General features: G+C 68.6%; 13 protein-coding genes. 10 read left to right on the top strand and 3 right to left on the bottom strand.

The window, feature by feature from the left end; genetic code table 11:
• Positions 1–23: 23 nt before the first annotated feature.
• Both thrC and AC5W54_RS07050 read left to right on the top strand, forming a co-directional pair.
• Entirely contained in the window at positions 24–1,412 is a 1,389-nt protein-coding gene (gene thrC / locus AC5W54_RS07055; protein WP_495961359.1) for a threonine synthase, read from the top strand.
• A 291-nt stretch (positions 1,413–1,703) separates the two neighbouring features.
• Entirely contained in the window at positions 1,704–3,497 is a 1,794-nt protein-coding gene (locus AC5W54_RS07050) for a single-stranded-DNA-specific exonuclease RecJ (RefSeq protein ID WP_495961401.1), read from the top strand.
• A 55-nt stretch (positions 3,498–3,552) separates the two neighbouring features.
• On the opposite strand, the gene AC5W54_RS07045 is transcribed toward AC5W54_RS07050, so the two are convergent.
• Positions 3,553–3,972 (bottom strand): VOC family protein, encoded by a 420-nt coding sequence (locus tag AC5W54_RS07045; protein ID WP_495961358.1) that lies wholly within the window; start codon positions 3,970–3,972, stop codon positions 3,553–3,555.
• 369 nt (positions 3,973–4,341) lie between these two features.
• On the opposite strand from AC5W54_RS07045, the gene AC5W54_RS07040 reads away from it, so the two are divergent.
• The 8 genes from AC5W54_RS07040 to rimI all read left to right on the top strand — a co-directional run bounded on the left by AC5W54_RS07040 (position 4,342) and on the right by rimI (position 12,223).
• The gene (locus tag AC5W54_RS07040) at positions 4,342–5,682 is read left to right on the top strand and encodes an OmpP1/FadL family transporter (RefSeq protein WP_495961357.1); all 1,341 of its coding nucleotides are present in this window, start codon (positions 4,342–4,344) and stop codon (positions 5,680–5,682) included.
• Positions 5,683–5,901: 219 nt separating this feature from the next.
• A protein-coding gene (gene prfB / locus AC5W54_RS07035) for a peptide chain release factor 2 (protein ID WP_495961356.1) occupies positions 5,902–7,000 on the top strand; the annotation gives its coding sequence in 2 pieces (ribosomal slippage) (positions 5,902–5,976 and positions 5,978–7,000; 1,098 coding nt in all).
• Between the two features lie 91 nt (positions 7,001–7,091).
• The gene (lysS, locus tag AC5W54_RS07030) at positions 7,092–8,645 is read left to right on the top strand and encodes a lysine--tRNA ligase (RefSeq protein WP_495961355.1); all 1,554 of its coding nucleotides are present in this window, start codon (positions 7,092–7,094) and stop codon (positions 8,643–8,645) included.
• Positions 8,646–8,705: 60 nt separating this feature from the next.
• Entirely contained in the window at positions 8,706–9,092 is a 387-nt protein-coding gene (locus AC5W54_RS07025) for a hypothetical protein (RefSeq protein WP_495961354.1), read from the top strand.
• Between the two features lie 69 nt (positions 9,093–9,161).
• Positions 9,162–10,586, top strand: coding sequence for an MFS transporter (locus tag AC5W54_RS07020; protein ID WP_495961353.1), 1,425 nt, complete (start codon positions 9,162–9,164; stop codon positions 10,584–10,586).
• Positions 10,587–10,627: 41 nt separating this feature from the next.
• Positions 10,628–10,939, top strand: a complete 312-nt coding sequence (locus AC5W54_RS07015) for a BolA family protein (RefSeq protein ID WP_495961352.1) — start codon at positions 10,628–10,630, stop codon at positions 10,937–10,939.
• On the top strand, positions 10,936–11,790 hold the full coding sequence (locus AC5W54_RS07010; protein ID WP_495961351.1) for a hypothetical protein: 855 nt from the start codon (positions 10,936–10,938) through the stop codon (positions 11,788–11,790). The genes AC5W54_RS07015 and AC5W54_RS07010 overlap by 4 nt, the downstream gene beginning before the upstream one ends.
• The gene (rimI, locus tag AC5W54_RS07005; protein ID WP_495961350.1) at positions 11,768–12,223 is read left to right on the top strand and encodes a ribosomal protein S18-alanine N-acetyltransferase; all 456 of its coding nucleotides are present in this window, start codon (positions 11,768–11,770) and stop codon (positions 12,221–12,223) included. Before AC5W54_RS07010 ends, rimI begins: the two co-directional genes overlap by 23 nt.
• A gap of 10 nt (positions 12,224–12,233) precedes the next feature.
• On the opposite strand, the gene AC5W54_RS07000 is transcribed toward rimI, so the two are convergent.
• A complete protein-coding gene (locus tag AC5W54_RS07000; RefSeq protein WP_495961349.1) occupies positions 12,234–12,422 on the bottom strand; it encodes a cell division protein ZapB in 189 nt (62 codons plus the stop codon).
• Between the two features lie 112 nt (positions 12,423–12,534).
• Complete coding sequence (gene rsmD, locus AC5W54_RS06995) at positions 12,535–13,188, bottom strand: 16S rRNA (guanine(966)-N(2))-methyltransferase RsmD (protein WP_495961348.1); 654 nt, start codon at positions 13,186–13,188, stop codon at positions 12,535–12,537.
• Positions 13,189–13,231: the final 43 nt, after the last annotated feature.

Below are 13,231 nucleotides of genomic sequence, written 5' to 3'. Positions count from 1 at the left end.
CGAGCGAGCAAAGGAACCGAACGATGCGCTATATCAGTACCCGCGGGCTGGCGCCCGCGCTCTCCTTCGAGGAGGTCGTGCTCACCGGCATGGCCAGCGACGGCGGCCTCTACGTGCCGGAAACCGTCCCGTCGCTCTCGCACGACGACCTGGCCGCCATGGCCGGGCTCTCCTACGCCGAGATCGCCTTTCGGGTGATGAAGCCCTACGTCAACGGCGAGATCGACGACGAGACCTTCCGTGGCATCGTGACGGAGGCGTACGCTACCTTCAGCCACGACGCGGTGGTGCCGCTCAACCAGCTCGACGCCAACCACTTCCTGCTCGAGCTGTTCCACGGCCCGACCCTGGCCTTCAAGGACGTGGCCCTGCAGTTGCTCGGTCGCATCCTCGACCACTTCCTGGCCAAGCGCGGCGAGCGCGCGGTGATCATGGGCGCCACCTCCGGCGATACCGGCTCCGCCGCCATCGAGGGCTGCCGCCACTGCGACAACCTGGACATCTTCATCCTCCACCCGCACAACCGGGTCTCCGAGGTGCAGCGCCGCCAGATGACCTCGGTGCTCGCCGACAACGTCTTCAACATCGCCATCGAGGGCAACTTCGACGACGCCCAGGCGATGGTCAAGGCGAGCTTCGCCGACCAGGCATTCCTGAACGGTACCCGGCTGGTGGCGGTGAACTCCATCAACTGGGCGCGCATCATGGCCCAGGTCGTCTACTACGTGGCCGCCGGCGTGGCGCTGGGGACGCCGCATCGCCAGGTCAGCTTCTGCGTGCCGTCGGCCAACTTCGGCAACGTCTTCGCCGGCTACATGGCGTACCGCATGGGCCTGCCGGTCAAGCAGTTCATCATCGCCACCAACGCCAACGACATCCTGCACCGGACACTCGCCGACAACGATTTCTCGAAGAAGGAGCTCGTCGCGACCCTGGCCCCCTCCATGGACATCGTGGTGTCGTCCAACTTCGAGCGGCTGCTGTTCGAGGCCTATGAGCGCGACGGCGACGCCGTGCGCGCCCTGCTCGAACGCTTCCAGGTCGAGCCGGCGGCGCTCGCCGAGGCGCCGCTCTCGCGGCTGCGTGAGCGCTTCGCCAGCCACAGCGTGGATGACGCCACCATCCTCGAGGTGATCCGCGAGGCGCACCATCGCACCCAGGAGATCCTCGACCCGCATACCGCCACCGGCTACCGTGCCGCCGAGCGGGTGCGGGCCGATGCCGCGACGCCGATGATCACCCTGGCCACCGCCCATCCGGCCAAGTTCGCCGAGGCGGTGGTCAAGGCCGGCTTCCCGGGGGTGCCGTTGCCGCCGCACATGGACGACCTGCTCGAGCGCGAGGAGCGTTACACCGTGCTGCCCGCCGAGCTGGCGGCGGTGCAGAAGTTCGTGGCCGAAAATCGGCGCTAGAGCTGAAAGCTAGAAGCCGGAAGCCGGAGCCGAGAAGCGCGAGAGGTAGCGAGGGGCGCCGGGGACAGGCTGTAGAGGGGGTCTTTTTCCAGGGAAGGAAAAAGTAGCGTACAGGGAGGTATTTACAGCGCCCCCTCGTAGGCCTGTCGCCGGATCAGCCCCGAGCGGGCATCTGGCACCAGCGGCATCGAGACGGTTCTGTGCCTGTCCCCGGCGCCCTTCGCTCGGCACGGTGGTCTTCTATCACTTCGCGCTCATAGATTAGAACCAGAGGAGTCGGGCTTGGACGCCGTGACGGACCCCAACGACCTGCACGCGCGGCTGCGGCCGCGCATCCAGCCGCGCCCCCGCGATGTCGCCCTCTACGCCCGGGCCCAGCGCGAGGGGCTCTCCGAGCTGCAGGCGCGGATTCTTGCCGGGCGCCTGAAGGGCTTTGACGGTGAACTGGCGCCGCTGGTCTCGCCCAGCCTGCGCCACCTGGCGCATCCCGAGCGGCTGGCGGATGCCCGCCGCGCCGCCGAGCGCATCGCCCGGGCGGTGGTGGACGGCGAGCATATTGGCATCCTCACCGACTACGACGTCGACGGCATCACCTCCCATGTGGTGATCCGGCGTACCCTGGTCGAGCTGTTCGGGGTGCCGGAGGCCAGGCTGCACAGCCTGATCGGTCACCGCATTCACGACGGCTACGGTATCAGCCTGCCGCTGGTCGAACGCACCCTCTCGCTCGCCCCGCGGCCGAGCCTGGTGATCACCGCCGACTGCGGCAGCAGCGACGAGCCGCGCATCGCCCGGCTCAAGGCGGCCGGCATCGAGGTGGTGGTCAGCGACCACCACGCCCTGCCGGTGGAGGGGCCGCCGCCCTCGGCCTATGCCACCGTCAACCCGACCCGCGACGACTGCGACTACCCCGATACGACCATCGCCGGCTGCATGGTGGCCTGGCTCGTCATGTCACTGGCGCGGCAGGTGCTGATCGAGTGGGGCGTGCTGCCGGAGGCCACGCCCAAGCTGTCGCCCTGGCTCTCCTACGTGGCGCTGGGCACCGTGGCCGACTGCGTGTCGCTGGGGGGCAGCGCCGCCAACCGCGCCGTGGTCAGCCACGGCCTGACCCTGATCAACCGCATGGATGCCGCCTGCTGGCGGGCCATGGCGGCCAGGCTGGGCGACGACAGCGTGCCCTTCGATGCCGAGACCCTGGCCTTCCAGATGGGGCCGCGGATCAACGCCCGCTCGCGACTCGACGACCCCTATGCAGCGCTGCACTTTATGCTCGCCGAGCAGGACCATGTGGCTCAGCGCTACCTCGAGGTGCTCGATCAGGACAACCAGTCGCGCAAGGCGATCGAGGCGGAGATGACCGCGCAGGCCAGGGCCCTGGCCATGGCGCCGCTGACCGCCGACGAGCCGGCCATCGTGGTATTTCTCGAGAGTGGTCATCCGGGGGTGCAGGGGATCGTCGCCTCGCGGCTGGTGCAGGGCTTCGGCAGGGCGGCCCTGGTGCTGACACCGGCCGCGGCGCCCGGCATGCTCACCGGTTCCGGACGCTCCATCGAGGGGCTGCACCTGCGCGATGCCCTGCAGCGCTCCTTCGCGCTGGCCCCGCAGGCGCTGCCGCGTTTCGGCGGCCACCGCGGCGCCGCCGGTGTCGGCGTGCCGGCGGACCGGCTGGGAGAGTTCCGCGCGGCCTTCCTGCAGGCGGTGCACGAACAGCTCGGCGACACCGAGCTCTATCCCCGTGTCTTCACCGACGGCGAGCTAGCCGCGCACCAGTTGAGTCTCGCCACCCTCGACGAGCTCGAGGTGCTGGGGCCCTACGGGCGGGAGTTCGATGCGCCGCTGTTCGAGGGCGAGTTCCTGGTCGAGGCCCTGCGTCCGGTCGGGGCCGACGGCAATCACCTGATGCTCGAGCTCTCGGCCGGTGCCGTCGCGACCCGGGCGATCTGGTTCCGGGCGCTGACGCCTGGCGAGTTGCCGGCCTTCGGCGTCGGCGACCGGCTGCGCTGCGCCTACAAGCTCAACCGCAACCGCTGGCGGGGGCGGGAGTCGCTGCAGCTGATGATCGAGCACGCCGAACCTGTCTAAGGATCCTCGTGGACCCGCAGGGAGCGCCGGCTTTCGCCGTGACTCCGCGAGAGTTTCAGTAGGTCGGCCAGACGCCGGGCGTAGCCAGCTCCACCAGGTGGCCGTCGGGGTCGCGAAAGTAGACGCTCTCGCCGCCTCTGGGCCAGTGAGTGCGCCCCTCGATGGTCACACCATGGTCGTGGAGCTGCGCTTCCCAGGTCTCGAGTTCGCGGGCGGCGATGGCGAAGGCCAGATGCACTCGGCCGGCGCCGTCATGGGGGGGGATGGTGCCCATGCCGTTCGGCAGCACCACGGTTTCGAGCGTCTCGCCCCGCAGGAACAGCAGTAGCACCGAGCCGGCGCCGGCATCGTAGGCGGTGAAGCGATGGTCGGCATTGAAGGGCTCGAGCCCCATCACCCCCTCGAAGAAGGCCCTGGCGCGGTCCATGTTCTCCACGTAGAGCGCGGTTTCCAGTACGCCGTTGAGCTTGGGCATGGTCACCTCCCGGCGATAGCTTCCTTGCCTTCAGCCTAGCAGCTGGTCGTATCGGCGCCGGACAGCTGCATCCCGGACTTCGCCGCTGGATAGGGGGCTCGCCCAAGGGCAGAGCCACTGGGAGACCCGCGGGACGCCCCCGGAAGATGCTTCCCGGAGCTCGGTCGCGATGTGTTGGCTAACTCAATGAAAGTTCATGGCTTCAAACGCCTGTGCGACTAAAGTATTAGGAATTATGAGATTAAAACAAACGTTTGCCCTTGAACCTTGGCGTGCAATGGGCGACAACGTGAGCAGCACACCGGCACCCTGGCGAGGGTGCGTCATACAACCAACTCCAGCACGAATCTGGAAAAGGACGTCGAGACCATGCACAACAAGTTCAACAAGCTCTCCATCGCCGTGGCCATCGCCTCGGTGGGCCTGATTTCCAGCCAGGTGTTCGCTTCCGGCTTCCAGGTTCGTGAGCAGAGCGCCAAGACCCTGGCCAACGCCCTGTCCAACGCCGCTGCCGGCGCCGAGGATGCCAGCTTCATGGCCTACAACCCGGCGGCCATCGGCAATATCGACGGCAGCCAGGTGGTCGGCGGCGTGGCCTATATCGATGCCAGTTTCGAGCTTCGTGATGCCAATGCCAGCAGTACGAATGGGCTGGTCGACTATGACCGTGGCGGTTCGCGTCAGGGGGGCGAGACAGCCTGGGTGCCTAGCTTCGCCGCCAAGACCCAGCTCAATGACCGCTTCGACCTGGGCCTGGCCATCTATGCCCCCTATGGCCTTTCCACCCAGTATGACGAAGACTGGATCGGCCGCTATCACGCCATCGAGACCGAGCTGACCACCGTCGACTTCCAGCCGACCCTGAACTATCGGGCCAGCGAGCGGCTGAACCTGGCCATTGGCCTGCGTGCTCAATACGCCGATGCGACCCTGTCGAATGCCATCGACTTCGGGTCGGCGGCAGCCATGATGGGCAACCCGTTCGCCACTCCCGGCCAGAACGATATCATCGGGGAGGTGACCGGTGATGACTGGGGCTATGGCTATACGGTCGGAGCACTGTTCCAGGTCACCGACAAGACCCGTCTGGGTATCGGTTACCGCTCCGAAATCGATCTGACGCTCGAGGGCGACCTGAACGTGAAGGGGACCGATCCCGTGTCGGATGGCGCCGTTGCGGCGGGGGCGGTGACGGGAACGGCTGGTACGGCGGACTTGACCACCCCGGCGAACCTGAACCTGGGGGTCTATCATCAGCTCACCGATCGGCTGGCGCTGATGGCCAACGCCGAATGGACCGAGTGGAGCAGCTTCAAGGAGTTGGTGGTGGAGTTCGAGGACGGCAGGGATCCCAGCCGCACCGAGGAGAACTGGAACAACACCTGGGCGGTGTCCGTGGGCGCCAACTATGCGCTGAACGAACGGTGGCTGCTGCGCGCCGGCCTGGGCTACGACGAGACGCCGATCCCCGGCAAGGAGTACCGCACGCCGCGGGTGCCGGATTCCGATCGTACCTGGGCCACGCTGGGCGCCACCTGGATGCCGAATCCCAACCTTGGCGTCACCGCCGGTTACATGCGCGTCTTCGGAGACGACGTCGGGATGGTGCAGGACGGTACCAAGGAGGAGAACCAGAGTCGCGGCAATCTCTCCGGCACCTATGAGGTTTCGGCGGATGTCTTCGCGCTCTCGGTGGACTACCGCTTCTGACGCGCCCGCTGTCCCCCTCTTGTCATTGCGGTGCACGAGGCCCGGCTCCGGCCGGGCCTCGTGCGTCTGTCGGCGGGAAGCGGCGTGGTCGCGGGATGGATGCGACGCGGCGGGACTTTCGCTACAATAAGCGCCTTTTCCGTGCCGCCGGCGATTCTGGCCCATCCGTCAGTGCCGTGGCGGTCGTTTTGTCACCGCAGGTTCAGGCGAGACGCCCCTATGCTGGAAACGAACCCCATCCACCACCTCATCAAGGACCTGTCCGAGCGGACAGACGTCCTGAGGGGGTACCTTTGACTATGCCGAACGCAAGGATCGGCTAGAGGAAGTCACCCGCGAGCTGGAAGACCCGGACGTCTGGAACGACCCCGACTATGCCCAGAAGCTGGGCAAGGAGAGGGCGTCGCTGGAGGCGATCGTGGCCACCATCGACGAACTCGACCAGGGCCTGGCCGATGGCCGCGACCTGCTGGAGCTCGCCGAGATGGAAGAGGACGAGGAGACCGTGGCCGAGGTCCAGAAGGAGCTCGACGGGCTCAAGGCCAGCCTCGAGACGCTCGAGTTCCGGCGCATGTTCGCAGGCCCGATGGACGAGAACAACGCCTACCTGGACATCCAGGCCGGCTCCGGCGGTACCGAGGCCCAGGACTGGGCCAACATGCTGCTGCGCATGTACCTGCGCTGGGCCGAGCATCACGGCTTCAAGACCGAGATCATCGAGGTCTCCGCCGGCGAGGTGGCGGGCATCAAGTCGGCCACCGTGCATGTCCAGGGGGACTACGCCTTCGGCTGGCTGCGCACCGAGACCGGCGTGCACCGCCTGGTGCGCAAGAGCCCCTTCGACTCCGGCGGTCGCCGCCACACCTCCTTCGCCTCGGTGTTCCTCTCGCCGGAAGTCGATGACAGCTTCGAGGTCGAGATCAACCCGGCGGACCTGCGTACCGATACCTACCGTTCCAGCGGCGCCGGCGGCCAGCACGTCAACACCACCGACTCGGCGGTGCGGATCACCCATGAGCCGACCGGTATCGTGGTGGCCTGTCAGAGCCAGCGCAGCCAGCATGCCAACCGCGACTTCGCCATGAAGCAGCTCAAGGCGAAGTTGTGGGAACACGAGATGCAGAAGCGCAATGCCGCCAAGCAGGAAGCCGAGGACTCCAAGGCGGATATCGGCTGGGGGAGCCAGATCCGCTCCTACGTGCTCGATGACCAGCGCATCAAGGACCTGCGTACCGGCGTGCAGACCAGTAACTGCGACAAGGTGCTCGACGGCGATCTCGATCAGTTTATCGAAGCCAGCTTGAAGCAAGGGTTGTAGCTTCGAGCCACGGGCCGCGAGCGACAGTCAGCCCGCTTGCGCTCGTAGCTCGTGGCTTGCCGCCCGTAGCCAATTCTTTACAGGTAACGACATGGCCGACCACGACGCCCCATCGAATAGCCCCCAGAACGACGACAATCGCCTGATCGCCGAGCGTCGCGCCAAGCTGGCCGCGCGCCGCCGGCTGGCCGCGGAGCGCGGCGAGAGCGCCTTTCCCAACGACTTCCGCCGCGACAGCCTGGCCGCCGAGCTGATCGATGAACTGGGCGAAAAGGCGAAGGAGGAACTCGAGGCCCTGGGCCGTCAGGCCGGCGTGGCCGGTCGCATCATGCGCAAGCGCGGCCCCTTCATCGTCATCCAGGACGTCTCGGGCCAGATCCAGCTCTACGTCGACAAGAAGGGGCTGCCGGCGGAGGTGCTGGAGGACATCCAGGGCTGGGACATCGGCGACATCGTGGCCGGCCGCGGGCCGGTGCACAAGTCGGGCAAGGGCGACCTCTATGTGCTGATGGTCGAGGCGAAGCTGCTCACCAAGAGCCTGCGCCCGCTGCCCGACAAGTTCCACGGCCTCACCGACATGGAGGCGCGCTATCGTCAGCGCTATGTCGACCTGATCATGAACGCCGAGTCGCGCCGGACCTTCGAGGTGCGTGCCGCGGTGATCAGCGCCATGCGGCGCTTCTTCGAGGCGCGCCGCTTCATGGAGGTCGAGACCCCCATGCTGCAGCCGATCCCCGGTGGCGCGGCGGCGCGCCCCTTCGTCACCCACCACAATGCGCTGGACCTCGACATGTACCTGCGCATCGCGCCCGAGCTCTACCTGAAGCGCCTGGTGGTGGGGGGCTTCGAGCGGGTCTTCGAGATCAACCGCAACTTCCGCAACGAGGGGCTCTCCACCCGGCACAACCCCGAGTTCACCATGATCGAGTTCTATCAGGCCCATGCCGACTACCATGACCTGATGGACCTCACCGAGGAGATGCTGCGCACCGTCGCCCGGCAGGTGCTCGGCACCACCACCGTGGTCAATACCGTGCGCAATGCCGAGGGCGAGGTGCTGGAGACTTTCGAGTACGATTTCGGCGCGCCCATCAAGCGGCTCAGCGTGTTCGACGCGATTCTCGAGTTCAATCCGGATATCCAGGCCGAGGCGTTGGCCGACGAATCGGCCGCGCGCCAGATCGCCGAACGCCTGGACATCGACGTCAAGGATGGCTGGGGGCTGGGCAAGGTACAGATCGAGATCTTCGAGAAGACCGTCGAGCATCGCCTGCAGGCGCCGACCTTCGTCACCGAGTATCCCACCGAGGTGAGCCCGCTGGCGCGGCGCAAGGACAGCGAGCCCTTCGTCACCGAGCGCTTCGAGTTCTTCGTCGGCGGGCGCGAGATCGCCAACGGCTTCTCGGAGCTCAACGACGCCGAGGACCAGGCCGAGCGCTTCCGGGCCCAGGCGGCGGAGAAGGAGGCCGGCGACCTCGAGGCGATGTACTACGACGCCGACTACGTGCGGGCCCTCGAATATGGCCTGCCGCCCACCGCGGGCGAGGGCATCGGCATCGACCGGCTGGTGATGCTGTTCACCGACAGCGCCTCGATCCGCGATGTGCTGCTGTTCCCGGCCATGCGGCCCGAGGCGCCGGAATAGTTGGTAAGGGGCGCCGCGAGCGCCCATAATGGTCACCGTTTCGACGTCGAGGAGACCACGATGAAACTGCTCAACCGCTCCGCCCTGAGCGTCAGGCCGACCCGGCATTTCGTGGAATGGATCAATGCGCTGGAACCCACGGTGGGGGACGACGACCTGACCCTGGCCGACGTCGAACGTGAAAGCACCGTCTACCTGATTCCCGAGATGGACACGCCCGAGGCCCTCGAGGCCTTCGTGCGTGAGCGTTACCTCGAGATCCTTGAAACCGAGTTGCGCGCCTGGGAGGAGGACGAGCGGCAGTGGCCCGAGAGCCTCGACTGGGCGCTGTTCCAGCGCTTCCTGCAGGTCGAGCACAGCTACCTCACCATCGACCTGGACGACGAGGCGGCCCTCGAGATCTCCGAGGTCGACGACTCCTTGCTGCTGGAAACGGATCAAGACTGACGGCGCGCTCAGCGTTGCAGTTTCTTCGAGAACCGGCTTCGGCCGGTTTCCTCGTCATGGATACCCGATATGAGTCGACTCTTCGCGACACGGCCCGGCGACGATGGCCTGCCGGGCCCCGAGCGGCGTCTGGCGGTACTGGCGCTGGTGCTCGGGACCCTGATGGCGGTGGTGGATATCACCATGATCAACCTGGCGCTGCCCTCGATCGCCCGAGACCTGGGGATCTCCGCGTCGCGCGCCGTCTGGGTGACCAACCTCTTCCAGATCGTCTGCGCCGCCTTCCTGCTGGTCTTCGCCTCCGTCAGCGAACTGGTCAGCCGACGCCGGCTCTATGTCGCCGGACTGGCTCTCTTCGTGCTGGCTTCGCTGGGGGCGGCCCTGTCGCGTAGCCTCGAGCCACTGCTGGTGTTCCGGGCGCTGCAGGGGCTGGGGGCGGCGGCCACGCTCTCCATCGGGCCTTCGCTCTATCGCTCGATCTTCCCCTCCCGGTTGCTGGGCAGTGCCCTGGGGCTCTCCGCCCTGGTGGTGGCTGGTGGCTATGCCGCGGGCCCGACCGTCGGCGGCCTCATGCTTTCGGTGGCGAGCTGGCCCTGGTTGTTCGCCCTGCACGTGCCGCTGGGGCTCTGTGCCCTGGTGCTGGCGTGGCGGGCCCTGCCGCGGGAGCCGCGTCGCCGGGGCGGTTTCGATGGGCGCGGGGCGCTGCTGTCGGTCACCATGCTGGGCAGCTTCTTCCTCGCCATGGACGGGGTCGGCCATGGCACCCCCGCCTGGCAGGTCCTCGCCTGGCTGGCGACGAGCCTGGTCGCCGGCACCCTCTTCCTGCGTCGGCAGCGCCGCGCCAGCCATCCGCTGCTGCCGCCGTCGCTGTTCCGGCAGCGCCGCTTCTCGCTGGCGGTCTCGGCCTCGGGGCTGGCCTTCATCGGCCAGGGGCTCGCCTTCGTCGCGCTCTCCTTCCTCTATCAGCAGGAGATGGGTTTCTCACCGCTGGAGACCGCCTGGCTGTTCACCCCCTGGCCACTGGCGATCATGCTGGTGGGGCCGCTGGCCGGCCGGCTCGCCGACCGGGCCAATCCGAGCCTGCTCGCCAGCGCCGGGCTGGTCCTGCTGCTGCTCGGGCTGGTCTCGCTGGCGCTGCTCGATGCCGGCGCCGGGGTGAGCGACGGCCTGTGGCGGACGGGGCTGTGCGGGGTCGGCTTCGGCCTGTTCCAGCCACCCAACAATCGCGAGATGATGGCGAGCGTGCCACGCGAGCACAGCACCAGCGCCTCGGGAGTGATGAGCACCACCCGCACCGTGGGGCAGTCGCTGGGGGTGGCGCTGGTCGGCGCCTTCCTCGCCGCCGGCGCCCCGGTGCAGGCCACGCTGTGGGTGGGCGCTGCGGCCTGCCTGCTGGCGTTCGGCGCCAGCCTCGCCCGGGTCTCGTCGGCCGGCGCCGCCCGGGCCGAGCGCCACCGCGTCTCCCCGGAAGCGTCGTCGTCGTCGCCCGACTGAGAGAGTACAATGGTCCCATCATTCGCCATCGAGGAGCCGCAATGCGCACCCAGGCCATCATCGAAGACAAGCTGCAGGCCCTCGAGCCCACCTTTCTCACGGTGGAGAACGAGAGCCACATGCACAACGTGCCGGCCGATTCCGAGACCCACTTCAAGGTCACCCTGGTGTCCAGCCGTTTCCAGGGGCTGATGCCGGTCAAGCGCCACCAGCAGATCTATGCCCTGCTCGCCGACGAACTCTCCGGCCCGGTTCACGCCCTGGCGCTGCACCTCTACACGCCCGAGGAGTGGCAGGCCCGCGGCGAGGACCGCCCGGCCTCGCCCAACTGCCGGGGCGGCAGCGGGTCGTGACTCCCGAGCCGCAGCGCCGGCAGTACCTGGAGGCCATGGGGCTGACGTCCTGGGAGGCTCGCTATCGGCTGCCCAATGCCCGGCCCACTCCCGCCTGCGAGTGGCAGCGTCCCGAACCGGCGCCCAGCGAGGCCCCGGGCGAACGCCTGCATGCTCTGCTCGACGAGGCGGCACGCGAGACGCCAGCGCGCCCGGCACCCGAGCCACCGGCCCGCGAGCGTGGGCAGCGCCCGGCGGGGCCCGGCAAGGCTCGGGCCCTGCTGGGGGGCGGCGTCCCTCCTGACGCGACGGCGACGCCGGCCGGGGCGGAGGCGCCCGAGCGTCCGGTGGCACCGGCCGAGGCGCTGCGTTTCACCCTGCAGGTGGCCTGCCTCGATGGCCGCTGGCTGCTGCTGCTGCCCCGGGGCGACAGGCCCGACGCGATCCGGCAGCGGCTGCTGGCCAACCTGCTGCAGGCCGCCGGGGTGCTGCCCGAGCGCGCTCCCGACTTCGAGACCTTCCACTGGCCCCAGATGGAGGGGCTGCCGGTGGAGGCGCCGCTGGAGGAAGCGCGCCAGGGACTGCAGGCCTTCCTCGAGGGGCGTCGCCGTCGTGGCTGGGCCCCCGAGCGCCTGCTGGTCTTCGGTCACGACGCCACCCTGGCCTCGGTGCTGACCATCGAGAGCGAGCACTGCACCCTGCTCGACCTGCCTGCCTGGCAGGGGCCGGGCCTGGACGAGCTGATCGACGGCGCCGAGGCGAAGCGGGCGCTGTGGCCGCGCCTCGCCGGCTGGCGCGAGGCCTGGCATGGCGGCAGCGAGGGCGAGGATGGCGGCAGCGAGGGCGAGGATGGCGCGACGACTGACCGCTGATGACGTGGAGGCCCTGGTCGCACTGGAGACCCTGGCCCAGCCGCATCCCTGGTCCCGGTCCATGCTGGCCGAGGCGTTGGCCAGGGCCGATGTCCGGGGCTTCGGTATCGAGGCGGAAGACGGGCTGGTGGGGCACGCGATCGTGGCGAAGCTGCCCTTCGAGGCCGAACTGCAGGCGATCGTGGTGTCACCGGTGCGGCGCCGGCGAGGGGTGGCCAGTCTGCTGCTGTGGGAGGTGATCGAGCAGGCCCGGCGGTGGGAGAGTGAGCGGCTGCTGCTGGAGGTCAGGGCGGGGAACGAGGGGGCCATTGCCCTCTATCGGCGAGCCGGCTTCGCCGAGGACGGTCGCCGGCGCGGCTACTACCCGCCCCGGGAGGCCGGGGAAGGGCGGGAGGACGCGCTGCTGATGTCGCTCCCGCTCGACCGGCGGTGAGCCGTGGGGCTCAGCTGCCGGTGTCGACGTCGTCGAACTTGCCCAGCAGGTCGCTGAGCCGGCGCTCCCACTCCTCGCGTTCCTGCTTCAGGCGGGAATTTTCCTCGCGCAGCTCCTCGGCTTCCATCTTGAGCAGTTCAAGTGCCTCGACGGCGCTGGCGACCTTCTGCTCGAGCCGGTTGAAGAGTTCGATGCTCATCCTGTTCTCCTGACAATGTCCTTGCGGGTTCGGGCGCTCGCCCGAGCATCTGCCGGTCTGGCTGGCCCGGGGTGGGTTCGGTCAGCGCGCAGCGTAACGCCGTGACTGGGGCTCAGCAAGCGTCGCCATCCGGCGACCCGGTGTCGCCCCGGCCGTGGCGGCGATAGAGGCGCCCGGTGCTGTCACCGGCGCGCACCTGCCGATGGAGTGTCCAGTTGGCCGGCACGCGGGGCGATAGTTCCGACTCGGTCTCCAGGTAGATGAGGGCGTCCTCGGTCAGCCAGCCATCCTCCAGTGCCGCGCAGCAGGGCACGGCCAGGCCCTGGCGGAAGGGCGGGTCGAGGAAGACCAGCGAAAAGGGCGTGGGCTCGCCCGCGAGGAAGGCCGCGGCGTCGGCGGTCACCACCCGGGCTCGGGCGTCGGCGCCGAGGGTCGCCAGGTTGTCGGCCAGGGCGTCGGCCACCCGGCCGTCACGCTCGACGAAGCAGGCCCGGCGAGCGCCTCGGGAGAGCGCCTCGAGCCCCAGCGCCCCGGTGCCGGCGCAGAGGTCCAGCACCCGGGCGCCCGGGGTGGCCGTCGTCAGCCAGTTGAACAGGGTCTCGCGCACTCGGTCGGGGGTGGGGCGCAGCCCGGGGCTGTCGAGCACCGGCAGCAGCCGGCGCCGAAAGGCGCCGCCGATGATGCGCAGTCGGCCACCCCTCGCCTGACGAGGGGTGGCGTCGGTGCCGCGCTGGCGGCGGCGGGGGCGTGGGGTGCGTCGGGCCATGGCCGGGATTGTACCCGCGGCCTTATCCACAGTCATGGTGCGG

This window comes from Halomonas sp. LMYGS-3, from assembly GCF_059509875.1.
This window is presented reverse-complemented; position numbering and strand designations above follow the sequence as displayed.